17 protein-coding genes are annotated in these 17,375 nt (G+C 39.9%); 8 read left to right on the forward strand and 9 right to left on the reverse strand.

Annotated features, from left to right (window positions below):
• Positions 1-210: 210 nt before the first annotated feature.
• The 5 genes from JWR87_RS03480 to JWR87_RS03500 all read left to right on the forward strand — a co-directional run bounded on the left by JWR87_RS03480 (position 211) and on the right by JWR87_RS03500 (position 5,318).
• Positions 211-630 carry a DUF5675 family protein gene (locus JWR87_RS03480; RefSeq protein ID WP_297815619.1) on the forward strand — a complete coding sequence of 140 codons (420 nt, stop codon included), beginning with the start codon at positions 211-213 and terminating at the stop codon, positions 628-630.
• A gap of 470 nt (positions 631-1,100) precedes the next feature.
• Positions 1,101-1,859, forward strand: coding sequence for an SDR family oxidoreductase (locus JWR87_RS03485; protein ID WP_297815621.1), 759 nt, complete (start codon positions 1,101-1,103; stop codon positions 1,857-1,859).
• 16 nt (positions 1,860-1,875) lie between these two features.
• Positions 1,876-2,727, forward strand: a complete 852-nt coding sequence (locus JWR87_RS03490; protein WP_297815623.1) for a fumarylacetoacetate hydrolase family protein — start codon at positions 1,876-1,878, stop codon at positions 2,725-2,727.
• Positions 2,728-2,886: 159 nt separating this feature from the next.
• Positions 2,887-3,675, forward strand: a complete 789-nt coding sequence (locus JWR87_RS03495) for an SDR family oxidoreductase (RefSeq protein WP_297815625.1) — start codon at positions 2,887-2,889, stop codon at positions 3,673-3,675.
• A gap of 44 nt (positions 3,676-3,719) precedes the next feature.
• Positions 3,720-5,318, forward strand: a complete 1,599-nt coding sequence (locus JWR87_RS03500) for a beta-N-acetylhexosaminidase (protein ID WP_297815627.1) — start codon at positions 3,720-3,722, stop codon at positions 5,316-5,318.
• 193 nt (positions 5,319-5,511) lie between these two features.
• Here JWR87_RS03500 and JWR87_RS03505 read toward each other — a convergent pair whose 3' ends face one another.
• The 5 genes from JWR87_RS03505 to JWR87_RS03525 all read right to left on the reverse strand — a co-directional run bounded on the left by JWR87_RS03505 (position 5,512) and on the right by JWR87_RS03525 (position 11,013).
• Complete coding sequence (locus tag JWR87_RS03505; protein ID WP_297815629.1) at positions 5,512-6,522, reverse strand: transglutaminase domain-containing protein; 1,011 nt, start codon at positions 6,520-6,522, stop codon at positions 5,512-5,514.
• 263 nt (positions 6,523-6,785) lie between these two features.
• A complete protein-coding gene (locus JWR87_RS03510) occupies positions 6,786-7,406 on the reverse strand; it encodes a GDSL-type esterase/lipase family protein (protein ID WP_297815631.1) in 621 nt (206 codons plus the stop codon).
• 537 nt (positions 7,407-7,943) lie between these two features.
• Positions 7,944-9,422, reverse strand: coding sequence for a family 10 glycosylhydrolase (locus tag JWR87_RS03515; RefSeq protein WP_297815633.1), 1,479 nt, complete (start codon positions 9,420-9,422; stop codon positions 7,944-7,946).
• A 46-nt stretch (positions 9,423-9,468) separates the two neighbouring features.
• A complete protein-coding gene (locus tag JWR87_RS03520; RefSeq protein ID WP_297815635.1) occupies positions 9,469-9,921 on the reverse strand; it encodes a MarR family transcriptional regulator in 453 nt (150 codons plus the stop codon).
• A 60-nt stretch (positions 9,922-9,981) separates the two neighbouring features.
• Complete coding sequence (locus tag JWR87_RS03525) at positions 9,982-11,013, reverse strand: radical SAM/SPASM domain-containing protein (RefSeq protein WP_297815637.1); 1,032 nt, start codon at positions 11,011-11,013, stop codon at positions 9,982-9,984.
• A gap of 366 nt (positions 11,014-11,379) precedes the next feature.
• Here JWR87_RS03525 and JWR87_RS03530 point away from each other — a divergent pair, with 366 nt between their 5' ends.
• Together JWR87_RS03530 and JWR87_RS03535 are read left to right on the forward strand one after the other, a co-directional pair.
• On the forward strand, positions 11,380-12,162 hold the full coding sequence (locus JWR87_RS03530) for a GH25 family lysozyme (RefSeq protein ID WP_297815639.1): 783 nt from the start codon (positions 11,380-11,382) through the stop codon (positions 12,160-12,162).
• Between the two features lie 56 nt (positions 12,163-12,218).
• The gene (locus tag JWR87_RS03535) at positions 12,219-12,437 is read left to right on the forward strand and encodes a hypothetical protein (protein ID WP_297815641.1); all 219 of its coding nucleotides are present in this window, start codon (positions 12,219-12,221) and stop codon (positions 12,435-12,437) included.
• 10 nt (positions 12,438-12,447) lie between these two features.
• Here the strand turns inward: JWR87_RS03535 and JWR87_RS03540 are convergent, their stop codons facing one another.
• A complete protein-coding gene (locus JWR87_RS03540; protein ID WP_297815643.1) occupies positions 12,448-12,900 on the reverse strand; it encodes a nuclear transport factor 2 family protein in 453 nt (150 codons plus the stop codon).
• 61 nt (positions 12,901-12,961) lie between these two features.
• Between JWR87_RS03540 and JWR87_RS03545 the strand changes: the two genes are divergently transcribed.
• Positions 12,962-13,570: a DNA-3-methyladenine glycosylase 2 family protein gene (locus tag JWR87_RS03545; RefSeq protein WP_297815645.1), complete on the forward strand. Its 609-nt coding sequence runs from the start codon at positions 12,962-12,964 to the stop codon at positions 13,568-13,570.
• Between the two features lie 177 nt (positions 13,571-13,747).
• Here JWR87_RS03545 and JWR87_RS03550 read toward each other — a convergent pair whose 3' ends face one another.
• The 3 genes from JWR87_RS03550 to JWR87_RS03560 form a co-directional block, all read right to left on the reverse strand.
• A complete protein-coding gene (locus JWR87_RS03550; protein WP_297815647.1) occupies positions 13,748-14,896 on the reverse strand; it encodes an MFS transporter in 1,149 nt (382 codons plus the stop codon).
• 197 nt (positions 14,897-15,093) lie between these two features.
• Positions 15,094-16,008 (reverse strand): DMT family transporter, encoded by a 915-nt coding sequence (locus tag JWR87_RS03555; RefSeq protein ID WP_297815649.1) that lies wholly within the window; start codon positions 16,006-16,008, stop codon positions 15,094-15,096.
• A 200-nt stretch (positions 16,009-16,208) separates the two neighbouring features.
• The gene (locus JWR87_RS03560; RefSeq protein WP_297815651.1) at positions 16,209-17,300 is read right to left on the reverse strand and encodes a glycosyltransferase; all 1,092 of its coding nucleotides are present in this window, start codon (positions 17,298-17,300) and stop codon (positions 16,209-16,211) included.
• Positions 17,301-17,375 lie beyond the last annotated feature (75 nt).

A 17,375-nucleotide genomic window follows, 5' to 3' on the forward strand; every position in this document is an offset into this window, starting at 1 on the left:
GGCAGGTTTATAAGCCGCAACAAATTCTGTAGTAGGTGGCAAGTAGGAATTTTACGAGAAACGCTCTAGCCCTATTGCTTCTCTCATTAAAGAAAACTATTTTTAGTTCCAGGGATCTATTACTTTCTTTTTAAGATAATAAGAAGCTAACGGTCCTTTTTGATGCCTCGTCTTAACGCTAGTTTTATTAACCTACTAACTGCAAAAGAAATGGAAATTAAAGTTGTACGTTCTGTTCGTAATGAAAATTCAACATTTGGAAAAATGTTTATGAACAACGAGTTCTACGCATACACCTGCGAGGATAAAGTGAGAAACCTAAAGGGAGATAAGAGTAAAAAGATATACGGAAAAACAGCAATTGATGCTGGTCGTTACGAAGTAGTATTAAGCTACAGCGAACATTTTAAAAAGTACCTTCCATTATTGTTGAATGTTCCTTGCTTTCAAGGTATTAGAATACACGGAGGAAATACTTCAGAAGACTCCCTCGGCTGCATTTTAATTGGTGCGAACGGTGATTTAAAAAGTTGCATCTCTAATTGCGCAAGCAAGGTAAATAACCTTGTGTCGATATTAAAAGGAGTAGAAAAAAAGGAAAAAACCTGGATAGAAATAGTTGAGGAATAAGTTCTATTATTCAGTCGCATAAATTATCCCACCATTGGCTATTTCAATTAGCCGGATTATTCTTTCAATTAATTATTTTTCTACTACTGAGCAGAAGTAGTTTTTAGTCTTAGCGTTTGAACTGCCTCTTATTTTTGTTTCTACTTGCGCACTTCTTCTCCTATTTTTCTTCTTCTAATAAAGATTTTAAATTGTCTTACTTGAAATAACACAAGTGCAAGCAATTTTTCTTTTAGAAAGTAAAAACTCTTTTTGCTGTATTAATTGTAGTGCTTCACTTATTACTCGCTGCAAATAATAAATACGTATCCCTTTAGATGATATTGTTTTGTTTTAGATTTGGGAAGTAACTGAACGACATGTTTTAGTTAGGGGGCTTTTCTTATAGTTTCAATGGCGTAGAATTAACTTTGAGTATAAAAGCATCTACACACAGAACGGTGATCAATTTTAAATAAAAAGTAAAAATTATGTTTAGCCTTCAGAATAAGCAGGCAGTTATAACAGGTGCGGGAAGTGGAATAGGTAGGGCAGTTGCTGAATTATTTGTGGCGCAAGGTGCCGTAGTCCACGCAGTTGATTTGAATGCAGAAGCTCTAAGCGCATTTGAAGCTGAAGCGAAAGTAGGCGCTATAAAAACTTATGCTTGTGATGTAACAAATCAAAAGCAGGTAAACAAGATATTCGCTGAAATTGGGGTAATAGACATTCTTGTCAACAGTGCGGGCATTTCGCATATTGGTAATGCAGGTAATACTGAGGAGGCTGACTTTGAAAGGGTATTTAATGTGAATGTAAAAGGCGTTTACAATTGCCTTCATGAAGCTATTCCTGTAATGCAACAGGGTGGCGGTGGAGTAATAATTAATCTTGCTTCTATTGCAGGCAGTATTGGTTTGTCTGATCGCTTTGCTTACTCTATGAGCAAGGGGGCCGTTTACGCTATGACGTTGTCTGTAGCTAAGGATTACATAAAAAACGGCATTCGTTGCAACTGTGTATCTCCTGCTCGTGTTCATACCCCGTTTGTGGATGGCTTTCTGAAAAAGAACTATCCTGGTAAAGAGGAGGAAATGTTTGAAAAGCTAAGTAAAGCCCAGCCAATTGGCCGAATGGGAACGCCGCGGGAAATTGCTCATCTTATCTTGTATTTGTCTTCTGATGAGGCTTCTTTTATTACAGGGAGCGACTACCCGATTGATGGGGGTGCTATAAAACTAAACAACTAACAATTAATACAGACATATGAAATTGGTACGATTCCTAAACGGTAGCCAGGTTAAGCAAGGGGTAATGATAAATGAAGACTTGTACAATGCATCTTCTTTTGGAGAGGACTATGATGAAAAATTTTTCGAGAATGACGGCCTGGGTCGGTTGGAACAATTTATAAATGAAAATAAGCTAGAAAAATTGGCTGCGGACACGCCATTAGCAAGTCCTGTAGGCAGGCCTTCTAAGATAATTTGTATCGGTTTAAATTACATAGATCATGCACGCGAAACCAATGCCACCCCTCCTTCTGAGCCTGTTATTTTTCTAAAGTCAACCTCTGCTTTGTGTGGTCCTAATGACGATGTTATCATGCCCAAAAATTCAAAGAAAACAGACTGGGAAGTTGAGTTGGCGGTGGTAATTGGTAAGAGAGCAAGTTATGTTGAAGAAGCTGAGGCTATGGATTATGTAGCGGGATATTGCCTGCACAACGACATTAGCGAGCGAGAGTTTCAATTAGAAAGAGGTGGTACGTGGGATAAGGGAAAGGGGTGCGATACGTTTGCTCCTTTGGGTCCCTGGCTTGTTACAAAAGACGAAATAAAGGATGTAGGAAACCTGCGCCTTTGGTTGAAGTTGAACGGCAAAATGATGCAGGATGGCACTACCGCTAATCTAATTTTTAATGTACCCTTTGTTGTGGCATATGTTAGTCAGTACATGACGTTGCTTCCCGGAGATATTATTTCTACCGGTACACCTGCAGGTGTTGGGTTGGGAATGAACCCTCAATTGTATTTGAAAGAGGGTGATGTGATGGAACTGGGCATTGACGGGTTAGGAACTTCAAGACAGACTGTGAGGGCGTATACTGCAAAATAAGTATTGAGCGTCGGCAAGAAAAGCTCAATAAAGAATAACAAGTACAAGGGAGTGACACAAGGATGTTGAATACAGTTTTAAAAGCTCGTCTACAAAAAATGACATAAGCTTTCGAAGGGCTGACGATTACTTTTTTATTAATGCCATAAACGATTTTAAATGGATTTACAGTTAAAAGACAGAATAATTATAGTAACGGGTGGAGCAAAAGGCATAGGGCAAGGGATTGCAAAAGTATTGGCAGCCGAAGGAGCCATCCCGGTTATTGTTGGAAGGAATGCGGAGGATAATAATAAAGTAATAAATGAAATTGCTGAAACAGGCGGAAAAGCTTTCGAGGTGGAAGCAGAATTGACGAGGCCAGAGGAGTGTGAAAAAGTAATTAAAACTATTATTGAAAAGTTTGGTAGAATAGAAGGATTGGTGAATAATGCCGGCGTAAATGACGGAATAGGGTTGGAAAAGGGAAGTTATGAAGGTTTCATTTCATCTATGCATCGAAATGTGGTACACTATTACCTGCTGGCGCATTTTGCACTTCCGCAGTTGATTAAGTCGAGAGGGAGCATTGTAAACATTACGTCTAAAACGGCTGAGACCGGGCAAGGTAATACTTCTGCTTATGCTGCTGCTAACGGCGCCCGAAACGCTTTGACGCGGGAGTGGGCAGTGGAACTATTGAAATATCGCATTCGTGTAAATGCCATTGTAGTTGCCGAAAGCTGGACGCCTCAATATGAAACCTGGATACAAACGCTGTCAAATCCTGAAGCGAAGTTGAAAGAGATAACAGCAAAAATTCCGTTAGAACAAAGAATGACGACCCCTGAAGAAATTGCAAACATGGTTGCTTTTTTATTGTCCGAAAAATCGAGTCATACAACAGGCCAGATAATACATGTGGACGGCGGTTATGTTCATCTTGACCGGTCGCTTGCTAATGCATAGCACATTAACGGTACTCACAGAACGTATAATTTAAAAAAATCGTTATGCTAAAACACCTAGCCACTTTTTTGTTTCTTATTGTAATCTCTTTTACAGCCTGTTGCCAACGGGTAAGTATCATACCTCAACCGGTAAGTGTGAAGGAAGGAAAGGGGGATTTTGTAATTAGTCAGAAAACGATCATCTCAGCAATTGACAAGGAAGACGTTAAATCGGCGAACTTTTTTAATGATTACCTTTTTAAAATCTATGGATTTAAGCTTCCTGTTAACAAGCAAAAATCGGGTAAATTTATCGAGATTTCTACCAGGAAATCTACTAGAGCGCCTGCTACAGATAGGTATACTTTAACAGTTACTCCTAATGCAATCAGACTTGTTGGCGACACCTACAATGCCTCTTTTTATGGTATACAATCTTTAATTCAATTATTGCCTGTTCAGGTCAGTTCTTCACTTGCAGTTCCTGCGGTTACGATAGTTGATTCTCCTCGTTTTGCTTATAGGGGAATGCATCTTGATGTTGGCCGCCATTTCTTTCCTGTATCATTTGTAAAAAAATATATTGATTATATCGCTCTTCATAAAATGAATTACTTCCACTGGCATTTGACTGAAGACCAGGGTTGGAGAATGGAGATTAAAAAATATCCCAAATTAACAGAGATTGGAGCTTGTCGCAATGGAACAATTATCGGGCATCATCCGGGTATTGGCAACGACAGTATTCGCTATTGTGGTTTTTATACACAAGATGAAATAAAAGAAGTAGTGAAGTATGCAACTGACCGCCGTATTACTGTTATTCCTGAAATTGAAATGCCCGGTCATGCTGAGGCAGCGCTTACTTCTTACCCGTTTTTAGGTTGTCCCGGTACAGGCCCTTACCAGGTTCAACAGGGATGGGGCGTGTTTAATAATGTTTTTTGCGCTGGTAAAGACTCAACTTTTCAATTTATACAAGATGTGTTAGACGAGGTACTCACCTTGTTTCCTTCACAGTATATACATATTGGAGGTGACGAAAGCCCGAAAACAAATTGGAAAATTTGTCCGCGCTGCCAGGCAAGAATTAAAGAGCAGGGGTTGAAGGATGAGCATGAACTGCAAAGCTATTTCATACAAAGAATCGAAAAGTACCTTAATGGCAAGGGAAGACAAATAATTGGCTGGGATGAAATACTGGAAGGCGGGCTCGCACCTAATGCTACTGTTATGAGTTGGCGGGGAGAAGAAGGCGGTATTGCTGCAGCAAAGCAAAATCATAAAGTGATAATGACACCTGCTACGTACGTGTACTTTGATCATTCCCAGGTACAAAAAGAAGATTCTTTGCATATCGGCGGTTATCTTCCTCTTGAAAAAGTGTACAGCTACGAACCCGTGCCTAAAGAGTTAAACGAGGAGCAGGGGAAGTATGTATTAGGCGCCCAGGCAAATGTTTGGACAGAATATATGCCTTACGAAAGCAAAATTGAATACATGGTTTTTCCAAGGATGAGCGCTTTAAGCGAAGTGCTTTGGAGTCCTAAGGAGGCCCGCAATTGGAGCAATTTTCAACCGCGTCTACAAAACCAGTTTAAGCGCTATGACCTATGGAAGGCTAATTATAGTAAAGCGTTTTTAGAGGGAAAAGATAAATAATCGGGAAATCTTCAAAACACGATTTGGGGCGAAGACGGGTTTAAAATTTAAAAAATTATGACCCAGCTGTAAGTTGCTATTTGTGCAGAAGTAAACTAAAATAGGTTAAATAATAGGTCTGCTTTGATGCTTCGACCTGCCAGTTCGGGTTTCCCTGATTAGGCGCGTACCAAGAGCGATTTTTAAAAACAGCTTATTTAGCTGCAGTGTAGTTTTTCCTGATGTTTAATTTATACCGCATAATCACTTCATCGTTCATTACAATGCTTAACCACTTGTCAGCATCTGAAGAAACGATGTAAGTATATTTTACTTTATCGCCTGAAATAACTGCCGTGTTTTTAAATATATCGTGCCTGGCGGTAGCAATAACGGCAGAGTCTACAAAGGCAGTATCCAGCACCATCATGTGGTTCTTTTCGTTAAACGTTTCCAACTCGAAACGTAGAGTATCTCCTACGACGGCGTCAATCACTCCCGCCTGTGGTTTAAAAGAACGTACATTAAATTTTAAAAAACCATGGGTTTTAAAAGGGGAACTGCGAAACTCGCTTCGGTAAGGTGGCTCAGGCAAAAGAGTCCAGTGAAGGTCTTCGGGGTAATGATCCCGGGCAAAGTCCTGTGCAGGGGTTAAAAAGTAGTGATTGTTATAGGATTGTATAAAATCGTTGGTGCTGTAAGTTAAGTGACCACTTGCCCACGTCGGGTCAAGCAAATGCCATGCGCTATCCAGATACACTGCATTCCAACGATGATTAGACCTGAATTTTGCTCTGCCGATATTAGTAGAAGCATACCCGGTAATCACTTCTGACTTGATACCTGAGTAATCGCACATCGTTTTAAATAATCTCGCATACCCATCACAAAAAGCAATTCTTCTTTTTAAAACATCAACAGCCACTCTTTCGCTTAAGGACTTTAGCGCCGCGGTATCGTCATCATCCGGCAAATGTGCAGTGGAAGGGTTGTGAGTAGCGTTATAGAAAGGTCGTACGTTGTAGGTGATGTTTTCTGTTATCCAGCGAAAAATGGAAGTAACCTTTTCGCGATCAGTTGTATAGTTAGCAGTAAGTTGGCGGGCGAGAGAATCAGGAGTTAAAACATATTCAGGGCGTTTAATCGTATGCAAGTTTTTGGTTGAGTACTGGCATACAGCAAACAACGGTAACAATGCAATAACTGAACTTACCAGCAATTTCATACAACTTAATAATTAGCAAAATTCTTAATACAAACTGTAATTACCTATTTAAAACCTGTTGATTCTAGTAGTTTAACAATTCAAAATTTGCTTAAGCCTCTTCTAACCTGGGTAAAAAAACAAACAGGGCAATTATTAGTTGCCCTGTTTGTTTTTTATTTTTTTTCGTTGAACTTTTGCCCCCTGCCGGGCTTTTGTTGTGTCACTCACTGCAACAGTTTATTGCTGTTCAACTTCTTTGGCGTCTGGCTTATTGCTGCTTATTACTTCAAACCCAGGCCTTCCATCATCCTTTCTGCAACAAAAGTGTTGCCTTTTTCATTCAGGTGAACCCGGTCGGTAGTTAGTATGCCCGACTCTTTGTTATCTGTGTTGTTCTTTACGTTATAGTCGTGAAAATCCTTTCTCAAGTCAATTAACTTACAGTTATTGGCTTTTGCTAGCCTCCTGATAATATTGCTATAGTTATTCAAATCCCCATCCTGCTGATTTGAGTAATCCGTCTTTTCACCAATTGTTGAGGGCGTGCACAAGGCCAACTGTACGTTTTTTGCCTGGAACTTCTTAATCATTGCAGTATAAAATTTTTCAAACTTGTCGGCGTCTGTTCCTGTTCCTGAAGAAGCTTTGTGCCACACGTCGTTTACGCCTACCCAAATTACTACTACATCAGGATTTTTGGCAAGTGCATCATCTTCCATTCTCAGATACAAGTCGTATACTTTATTACCTCCAATGCCTGCCCCCATTAATTCATATTGTGCTGCTGTTCCTTTTTGCTGAAGCATCTCCTGCATCTTGGTAATATAGCCCGTTTTACCAACGCCTGCCTGGGTAATCGAATCTCCGAAAAATACAATTCGTGTCTTTTTTTGTTTTATCATAGACATAGCTGTTACACATAAAATTGCCAGAAGAAAAGTGCGGGAAAGAAATTTCATAAAGCTTATTGTTTTAGAACTGGATAAAGTTATAAGATAGAAGCGGGAAGAAAATAAAAAAGTTTAGAGGTAAATCTTGCAGCCACTATGATCACGCTTGTTGCATCTGGTGCAAACGTCTGTTGTTTATGTCGCGGCGGGTTTTGTAAGCAAGGGATTAGGAAACCCGGTGTAGAGATGCCGTACACGTGCTACCCGGTCGAAACACCTCCTGGCAACCAAGGGGGAAGGAGGGAAAGAAAAAGGTTCTTGTGTTGACGTTCTATAAGAATGTTTGGTGTAGAATGAAACCTGTATTATTGAAACAACGGACATCCCAAATGGGACGTTAAAAAGCATCTTCAAACTTCTATCTGCTAAATGTTCCGCTGGCACGTTGACACCTGTCACGTGGCGATTCTCGCACACGCAATTACAAGTAATTTTGCACAACCAGAGAAGCAATAGAAGCAAGCTACCGCTTACCATAAAAAAAATCCTCTATTTCAAATTCACCCATTCACTAACATTGTTATTTCTGTCAATGGAAGAAATGAAAATTCTTTCCCTGTCTGGTGTAGGAATGTCATCGAGGTTTATATCAATGGTTTTGTCTGCAACAATTACTTGAACCAGGGTAGCATTGTTTATGTTTTCGTCTTCACGCCGCGGTAAGGTGTAAACGGCAAAACCTTTAATTGGCTCTGCTCCACGATAATAAATCCTGAACTCGTCACGCTTTAGTTTATCGAACAAAGGAGCCAGCGGTGGTACGCTGTCTATCCAATGCATTGGCGGAACCAGCGCCGGATATTTATAATAATTATTTCTAAGGGAGTCGTTCCAGCCATTCGGATTTTTTGAAAAGGTAGCACTGCTAAAATAGACACTGCCCTGTGCGATACCATTTTCCCTGATTGCCTTTATCTGGTTAGGCAATTCGTTTTTCTTATGCCATGGAAGACTTTTTGGTTCCAGTGCCCTGTAAATACCCTGGCCGATAAACAACTGCCTGTCAAAAGTGTTGTTGGCCCACCAATCAAGAAGCATATAAAATCCAACGTAAGGATGCGTTGTTTCCCAATACAACTGTGGCACTACATAGTCAATCCAGCCATTTTGTAACCACAGCAGAATGTCGGCATATAAATCATCATAGTTAGTAACGCCGGCTTTAGAGTCGCTTCCACGCGGATCGGTTCTTTTATTCCGCCATACACCAAATGGGCTAATACCAAACTTTACCCTGGGATTGGCGCTTTTAATAGTTTTGCCAAGCATTATTATAATAGAATCAACATTGCTTCTACGCCAGTCACCTATGGCCATCCCGTTGCCATATTTTGCAAAACTTGCAGCATCTGGAAACTCTTTGCCTGCTATCCGGTACGGATAAAAATAGTCATCGAAATGAATGGCATCAAGGTCGTACCGCTCCACTAAATCTCTTACAACTTTGTTTACATGATCACGCACCTCTGGTAGTCCCGGATCAAAATACCTGGTACTTCCATAAGTGAGAAACCATTGAGGAAATAGTTTTGTAACGTGGTTTGGCGAAATCGAAGAACGATTAACATTGAACACAGCCCGGTACGGATTCATCCATGCATGAAATTCCATTGCCCGTTTATGCGTTTCTTCAATCATAAACTGCAAAGGGTCGTAATACGGATTTGGCTCCTGGCCTTGTTTACCTGTCAGGTATTCGCTCCAGGGTTCGAAACGCGAGGGGTAAAAAGCATCTGCAACCGGGCGTATTTGCATCACCACCGCGTTCATTCCGTTTCGTTGGTGCATGTCGAGCAGCCGAATAAATTCTTCTTTTTGTTTTTCAACAGGCAATCCTTTTCTGCTTGGCCAGTCGATGTTGTCAACTGTTGCAATCCATACTGCTCTGAATTCGTATTGTGGTGATTTTTGTGCTAGCGAAACAATTGAAAAAAAGATTGAAAATACCGTAACAATAAAACTCCTCATGCGCTCTTACTATTTTTTTTTTTTGATGTGTTGCAACAAAACCCCCCTATCCTTTTTCTCTCAATTTGTCCAACAAAGCATTAAGGGAGTCTGTTTCATGGTCGGTGAGGTTGGAAATAATAGAGTCTAGCTCATCCGTTTTTTTATCCAGCTTTTGCAAAAGTTGAACCCCCGTTTCGCTAATGGTTACATCCACAAGTCTTTTATCATAAGAGCATACTTGTTTGTTTACCAATTTCTTCTTTAGCAGACGTTCAACAATGCGGCTTGTATCGCTCATTTTATCCATCATCCGTTCTCTTATTTTCAAAGTAGAAAGGGGAATGTCGCTGGTTTGAAGAATGCGGAGAATGTTATATTGTTGAGGAGTAATATCGTCAGCTTCAAGAAATTTTTTAAGTCTTTCAGAAATCCAATTGGAAGTGAATAAGACGTTTACCAGTGCCTTATGCCTGTGGCTGCGAAAATAGCTTTTAGGAATTTCTTTTTCGATGCCCATTCTGCTTATTTTGAAAATTGATGTAATTGAAGTTAGGTAATTGCAATAATTAAAACAAGGCTAGTCTTCCCACACTTTCAGCCCCTCGCTACAGTTCGCACAAATGTCAATGTTTTTGCGGCTGGTCATAATTTCCTTCCGAAACTGTTTATAGTTATCATTGTTCCATACTTCTTTAAAGGTTTGCACCTGCAGGTTTCCCAAACGGTGTGCAGCATCTTTATCAAAACAACATGGTACAACTAACCCGTCCCACGATATTACATTGCCCTGCCAAAGCTTCCAGCAGTGGTTGCCCAACCCGCTTTTCGACTTCATTTTTCCGTCTTTACCTTTACGGTAGCGGCTATATTTTTCTATAGATGGAATTAGGTTGTTTGGATCGTTTTCATAGTCATACACCTGGGCTGTCTTAAACCGCACCTGGTCAACACCTATTTCCTTTGCCAGTTGTTTAACCTCTTCAATTTGGTGCTCGTTGTGTTTAACTACCAAAAATTGAAAAAACACAAATGGCTTTTTGCTGTTCAGCTCTTTTTTCCACTTCACTATGTTCTTAGCGCCCTGCATTACTTTCTCAAGGTTTCCGCCGACCCTGTATTGTTTATACACGTCTTGCGTAGTTCCGTCTATTGAAATAATCAAACGGTCAAGGCCGCTTTCCACGGTCTTTTTCGCATTTGCGTCTGTCAGGTAGTGCGCGTTTGTACTGGTTGCTGTGTAAATGCCTTTATCTGTGGCATATTTCACCATGTCTAAAAACTCAGTATTCAGGTAAGGCTCGCCTTGAAAATAAAATACCAGGTAAGTAAGTTCTTTATAAATATCATCGATAGTGCGTCGAAAAAAGTCTTTTTTAAGCATCCCGGTTGGACGGGTGAAGGCTCGTAAACCACTTGGACATTCGGGACAGCGTAAGTTGCAAGATGTAGTAGGTTCAAACGAAACGGATATTGGGTAGCCCCATTGTATTGGCCTGCCTAAAATTCTGCTGAGCCGGTAACTGGACCAAACCTTCAATGCATTCCAGCCACGCGCAGGCGTTATCTTAGAGATTAAGTTTAAGCTGTCATTCAGATTGAAATAAGGCATGATGTAAAATTAAAGCTTGTATTGCGTATTAAAGCAGTTAAAATTTAATCAGCCATATCTGCGGTTATTAGATTGAGCAAAGAATTAAGCACGTAATGTTCTTTTTGAGGCCAGGCGTAATAACATGTTTTAGCTGTTGTTGCGTCGCACTCTTGTACCTACATGCACATGGCATCAGCAACAAAAAGCCCTTCTTTTTATCTGCAGCTTACCACTTTGTAGCCGGTAAAAGCTGCGCATTGATACCGTTTTGAAAGGAGCGTCGCAAGCAATGCTAAATAGAATACTTATGCCGGCTACCTGAAAGTTTTCAATTTTACTTCACACATTATTAGTCATATTTGTTACAGCAGATGCTGCTGTGCTATGGCGAAACGCAAAACCAAAAGAAAAAAGTCGGTTAATAAATGGTGGTTCATTATCCCTGCTATTATGGTTGGAGCTGGTTTGAGTGCCTACATTTGGTACAAAGTTTTAAAAATAAACCATGCTCAATTTGTACGTTATCCTGCCTTTGGAATTGACATGCCTGCCTCTTATGAAATACATGGTATAGACGTAAGCAAATACCAGAGTTATATAGACTGGCCGTCGGTTAAAGAGATGAAAGTACGTGATGTGCGCATCGGTTTTGCCTTTATTAAAGCAACTGAAGGTTTGGGAAATACAGATCGGTTGTTTAAGCGCAATTGGAAGAAAACGAAGGAAGCGGGTATTGTAAGGGGCGCATACCATTTTTTTCTGGCTACCAAAAGCGGTAAAAAACAGGCAGAAAACTTTATCAGCCGGGTAAGCCTTGAACCGGGAGACTTACCCCCCGTTTTAGATATTGAACAGTTATACGGGGTAAAGCCGGAGAAAATGCGCAAAGAAGTACAGGACTGGCTTACCATTGTTGAGGATTATTATAAGGTAAAACCTATTATATATACTTACGTAAATTTCTATTCAAGCTACATGTCTGGCGAGTTTGATGACTACCCTTTGTGGGCGGCTCACTACCTCGAAAAAGATCGGCCCCGCATTCGCCGTCGGTGGATCTTCTGGCAACACAGTGAAAAGGGAAGAGTAAATGGGATTGGGATGCCAGTTGACTTTAATGTTTTTAACGGCGACAGTGCAGACTTCGAAAACCTGCTGATTAAGTAATACAAGACTTACATGTAACTTTACATCTACCCGAAAATTTATATAAATCATTACAGATGGAACCCGAGATGGTCGCTTTTTTAAGGCGTGTTGGTAAAAGCCTGACGATTGCTTTTTGCTGGCTCGCTATTACTGCCACTGCTGCCATAAAAGGCGACAATGCTTTTGTAGGAGAACATATTAGAACGGGGAATATTTTGTTTTATATATGGTTAATAGTAAGTACCATTATTCTTATTGTTATTTATAAAAAGATGTGGTTTACGAAGGGGTAAAGTGTGTATGCTAGCTACTATGATCTGAAATAATTACCCAGTTGTTTTTTATCTTTTTAAAGAGCAAAGTAAAGTAACCCTGCACATCGCCTATCGATCTTTTCAATGCCCATTTGCCTGTTACGTAATAATAGTCCACAGCCAGTTTCTGCAATTGCAACAAATCAAATTGAAGCTTTCCCATGGCTGCAGTGTCGGCATAACCTTTCTTGTAATTCTCAAGGGTAGTCTCATAGCCCCATTTCGGACCGCTCTTTCCAATAAACAGTAGGCTATCGCTTTGCCAATAGCCTTTCATGTATTCTTCCATATTGCCTTTGTTCCACCCTTGTAATTGTTTTTCAAGTACTTGTTTTATTGCCTGTTCATCTGCACTTTGGGCTTGTGCTACAATCGGCAAAACAATAATTATGAGGAGATAAAATATTTTTTTAAAAACTACAGTTGGTTTGTTTGTTTTCATGCCATTTGGTTTTTGTATCAGCCATCACACAATGTAAGGCACGATGTATTAATTTTAAAAAATGGATTATCTACTTCACTTGCAGAAAGATAAGAAACTGGCAAAAGTTCTAAAAGAACCTTTACCGCTGTTACAAATGCGCCAGAACATTCCGGTAAGATTAATGGCCAGCATTATGAGCCAACAGCTAAGTACCAAAGTGGCCAAAGTAATTTACAACCGCTTTCTTGAAATATTTGGTGGAGAGGAACCTGAGCCGGGTTTGGTACTTGATACCCCTTTTGAAACTTTGCGTGGTATCGGCCTTTCAAATGCCAAAGTAAATTATGTACAAAACGTTGCAAGATTTTGCCTCGAACATGAAATAACAGATACAAAACTTTTGTCTTTAAGTAACGAAGACATCATCAGTCTGCTAACCCAGATAAAAGGTGTAGGTAAATGGACTGTAGAAATGTTGCTGATGTTTACACTTGGTCGCGAAGATGTTTTTGCTGTAGACGATCTTGGCATTCAACAAGCGATGATAAAGGTGTACAAAATAGCATCTGAAGATAAAAAAGCAGTAAAGGAAAAAATGCTTAAAATATCTTCAAAGTGGGCTCCTTACCGCACCTATGCCTGCCTGCATTTGTGGAACTGGAAGGATGCGCCCGTGGTGGCGGAATAGCCATTACTACCAAAAGTTTTGCTGATAAAACAAATCTTCAATGTGCAGTAGGCAGTGTGCAATGAAATTGCTTTTTTTAAACCTTGCCTAATATTGCACATTGCATATTGCATATTGCTTCTTGCCTATTGCACATTGCACATTGCACAATTGCACATTGAAGTACTCTTCATCAAATCATTCCTGTTTCTTCAAGTTTAAAGCAGTAACAATAATTGCTGCGCCAAAAAAAGAAAGAATTAAAAAAGAAGTCTTTAAGCTGGTGGCACCTGCAATAAAACCTATGATAGGCGGACCAATCAAAAGACCAATCATACCAATTGAAGACACGGCAGCGATTGCTACCGGTGGAGGCAGAATTTTAGATTTACTGGCAGCACTAAAAACCAATGGAACCCCGGGCGATACACCCATTCCCACTAATAGCAACCCTATTGTTGCCGGCAACAAATAGGGAAAAAAAACAGTAGCTAATAAACCTACAGTCGTGAAAATGCCGCACCAAACAATTATCTTTTTAAACCCAATGCTTTCTGTCAGCCAATCGGTAACAAACCTTATTACCGCCATCGAAATCATAAAGGCTGTATAGCCAATTCCAATAAATGCGGGTTTAGCCATTACGACTTTTTTAAAATAAACACCACTCCAGTCAAACATCGCCCCCTGGCAAATCATTGAGCAAAAGGCAATAATTCCTAGCCCCCAAAAAGCCTTATCCGGCTTTGTAAAAAAGGGTCGTCTGTCCTGTTTCTTTAGGGTCTCTTTTAACAGGTAAGAAGAACAAAGTAAAAAGCTGGTAAGTGCTATTGCTGCAATCAGCAAAAAATGAGACGAAACAGCAAACGACCTACCAATGAAGTAGGTACCTAATGAAGCAGCTGCTAAGCCGGCCACGCTCCACATACCGTGAAAAGAAGAAATGATAGTTTTGCTATATAATTTTTCCAGCTCAAGAGCCTGGGTGTTTATTGCAATATTCATCATGTTTCCTGCAGACCCAAACAAAAAAAGGCAGGTTGTTAGCTGCCAGACTGTTTGCGAAAATCCTATCCCTAAAAAAATAAAAGAATATATTGTTGATGCTCCAATAACTACTTTTCGGCTTCCAATTTTTGACGTCAGGTAACCCGAAAAAGGCAGGGTTATAAAAGAGCCTACGGGCATTGCTAACAGAACCGCCCCCAACTCGGTTTCAGACAGGTTCAGTTGCTGCTGAATGTTGGGAATGCGCGAGGCCCAGGAGGCAAAGATGAAACCATAAAAAAAGAAAAATAAGCTTATTCTAATTCGCCTTGCCGTAAGAAACTGTTGATTAACTTCCATTCAAAAAATTAATAGATACAATGGTTATGAAATAACAGATGTTAGCAGGAGGTAGGAAAGAAAATTTTGTTGTCACAGCTTTATAACATCATCAACATTGTTGTGTCACTCACTTGTACTACAAACCAATAATCTTCACCTCCCGGCGTAACCGTCATTTTATAATCGTTTTGTTTATGATCGTTTAAAAAAACTCATCATTTCCTATCTATTCCCGCGCCACTTTCGTCCTTCATATTAATATTTACCACGAAGACCCCTGCAAAAATTAATAGTGCAGAAATGATTTTTGTAATTGTTATTCCTTCTCCAAATGCCAAAGCAGCAATAACAGCGGCAAAAACAGGCTGGGTGTAGATGTAGGTACCAGTTGCCGAAGATCCCAGGGTTTTAATGCCGTACACGTTTAGCAGGTAGGCTAGAAAAGTTGCTCCTATAGTTATGAATCCCAGCGCCACCCAATGATAACTGCTTATCGTTTTCCACTCAACCTCAAGAAATTGGTTCCAGCCAAAAAGAAGAATCATCAAGGTGCCCAGCGTAAATACCCACCGCAGCACGTGGATCGGAGAATATGCGTCCATTAAAGGCCGAACCAACACAAGAAAGAAGCCGTACGAGATAGCGTTTATTAGCACGAGCATATCTCCAAAAAAAATGTCGCTTCCGTGGCCTGCGAACTCTTTTGCAGTAATTAATAAAACACCGCCTGCAATTGCCAGCATTAATCCTGCAATTTTATTTATAGTAAGCTTTTCCTTTAGCAGCCATGCTGCAATAATCGTTATAAAGACAGGTGTCCCAAGGCTTAGCAGCGATGCATGAATAGAGGTTGTAAGCGACAGTCCTTTTATAAAAAGCAGTTGATTAATTACAATACCTGTTGCAGCACAGATAATAAAACGTCCAAGGTCTTCTTTCCGAATTCCTGGTTTTGACGGTTTCATCAAATAAAGTCCCCAAAACATGAAAACACTGACCAGGGCCCGCAACACGTTTAGACCAAAAGGTTTTATAATGGAAGGAGTTACGATTTTTACGATACTATAATTGGCAGCAAAAATCAGGTTGGCAGCCATAACGGAGAAGTGAGCCTTAGCACTATTACCCAAATGAATTAAAATTTTGTAAGATTACGGCTTAATGAAAAACTATCCATTAAGCGGAACTATTCGTATTTATTAAGAGCCAATCTTAATAACTGGACCAATAAAAAAGCTATTTATTGTTGTGAGATAACAACACTAATTGTAAATAAAAGTCGAAGCCCGTTTATTCGGTTTTAAAGCTATACAACCTGCATTAGCATTAGTTAATAGCTAAGTTTATCAACGAATTCCTTCACCACACTTTTGTAAGACTGCATACCCAGTTGAGGAAGCTTATACTCAAACTGTCGTGCATCGTTTAATAGTTTTTGTAGCGAAAAATTAGCCTGTGAAGCTGCAATGCACCAACCCTGGTGTTCGAAATGTGAGGCCAGGTATTCTTGCTCAGTCTGCCCCGGCGTGGCAATTAGGATCGATTTTTTTTCGAGTTTGCAAATGTCCATCAGAGTGGTATAACCGCTTCGGCTAATAACAAGATTGCTTTCGCAAAATGCATCTTGCAGTTCTTCAGAAGCTAAATGGTTTTTTATCACAATATTTTTTCTTGCTTCTAGTACTTTCTTCTGCCCTGGTAAACCGCGGACTAACAAAACACTGCCTTCAAAAGTTTCCAGTTCCGTCAGCATTTTTTTTTCGAGTAAAGTTCTTTGTGGTTCAGGGCCCGACAGGATAATAAGGAGATCGTATTTTATTTTACAGTTCAACTGCTTTGTCAGCCGGCTTAAGCCCCCCAGATACTGCAACTCTGTTTTAGGTAATTTTTTAGGATGCGATAATTCACCTCCAAGATTAATTTGTCCCTTTTCATCAGGAACCCAGCAAGCAGTAAACTTGCCTATCAAAGCATAATTTACCCGTTGCACCATCTTTTCAAGAAAAGTAAATGGTGCTTTAATAAGTAGCTGGTGCGTAATAAACACGCACGGCAAATGCTTCAACCGCATGCCATAGCGATTGTCAGAGATGACAGCATCTACAGGGGTGTGAGAAATAAAGGATTTTAGCCATCGGTTCTCTTTTCTTACAGCAAAAAAAATTTTCGGAAGCTGAAGGATAATTTTTAATAAAAAAAAACGTTGGTTACTAGAATATTTAATGCGGTAGCCAGGTAAGTGTACGAATACAAGATCGGGGAATTCTGTTTTTAACAATTTTTCCTGCGCTCCTTCTGCAGCAATTACTACTTTGCAGCCCAATTTAAGTAAATCAGTTATAAGGGGGATACATCTTGTTGCATGTCCCAAACCCCAATCTAGCGGAGCAACAAGGATTTTAATGTTAATTTTTTTTGTCACAAACAAATCTGCCCGCTTTTTGTAAAGAAATAAGAGAGTAATTATGAAAAAGATAAATCAAATATCCGCATTATT

Source organism: Segetibacter sp., from assembly GCF_025963695.1.
In the GTDB taxonomy this organism is placed as follows: Bacteria; Bacteroidota; Bacteroidia; order Chitinophagales; family Chitinophagaceae; genus Segetibacter.

Coding starts and splice junctions, on each gene's coding strand:
- JWR87_RS03550 (WP_297815647.1), bottom strand. CDS start 14,896: ATGGAAGTTAATCAACAGTTTCTTACGGCAAGGCGAATTAGAATAAGC.
- JWR87_RS03490 (WP_297815623.1), top strand. CDS start 1,876: ATGAAATTGGTACGATTCCTAAACGGTAGCCAGGTTAAGCAAGGGGTA.
- JWR87_RS03530 (WP_297815639.1), top strand. CDS start 11,380: ATGGCGAAACGCAAAACCAAAAGAAAAAAGTCGGTTAATAAATGGTGG.
- JWR87_RS03520 (WP_297815635.1), bottom strand. CDS start 9,921: ATGGGCATCGAAAAAGAAATTCCTAAAAGCTATTTTCGCAGCCACAGG.
- JWR87_RS03505 (WP_297815629.1), bottom strand. CDS start 6,522: ATGAAATTGCTGGTAAGTTCAGTTATTGCATTGTTACCGTTGTTTGCT.
- JWR87_RS03525 (WP_297815637.1), bottom strand. CDS start 11,013: ATGCCTTATTTCAATCTGAATGACAGCTTAAACTTAATCTCTAAGATA.
- JWR87_RS03480 (WP_297815619.1), top strand. CDS start 211: ATGGAAATTAAAGTTGTACGTTCTGTTCGTAATGAAAATTCAACATTT.
- JWR87_RS03495 (WP_297815625.1), top strand. CDS start 2,887: ATGGATTTACAGTTAAAAGACAGAATAATTATAGTAACGGGTGGAGCA.
- JWR87_RS03485 (WP_297815621.1), top strand. CDS start 1,101: ATGTTTAGCCTTCAGAATAAGCAGGCAGTTATAACAGGTGCGGGAAGT.
- JWR87_RS03540 (WP_297815643.1), bottom strand. CDS start 12,900: ATGAAAACAAACAAACCAACTGTAGTTTTTAAAAAAATATTTTATCTC.
- JWR87_RS03500 (WP_297815627.1), top strand. CDS start 3,720: ATGCTAAAACACCTAGCCACTTTTTTGTTTCTTATTGTAATCTCTTTT.
- JWR87_RS03545 (WP_297815645.1), top strand. CDS start 12,962: ATGGATTATCTACTTCACTTGCAGAAAGATAAGAAACTGGCAAAAGTT.
- JWR87_RS03535 (WP_297815641.1), top strand. CDS start 12,219: ATGGAACCCGAGATGGTCGCTTTTTTAAGGCGTGTTGGTAAAAGCCTG.
- JWR87_RS03515 (WP_297815633.1), bottom strand. CDS start 9,422: ATGAGGAGTTTTATTGTTACGGTATTTTCAATCTTTTTTTCAATTGTT.
- JWR87_RS03510 (WP_297815631.1), bottom strand. CDS start 7,406: ATGATAAAACAAAAAAAGACACGAATTGTATTTTTCGGAGATTCGATT.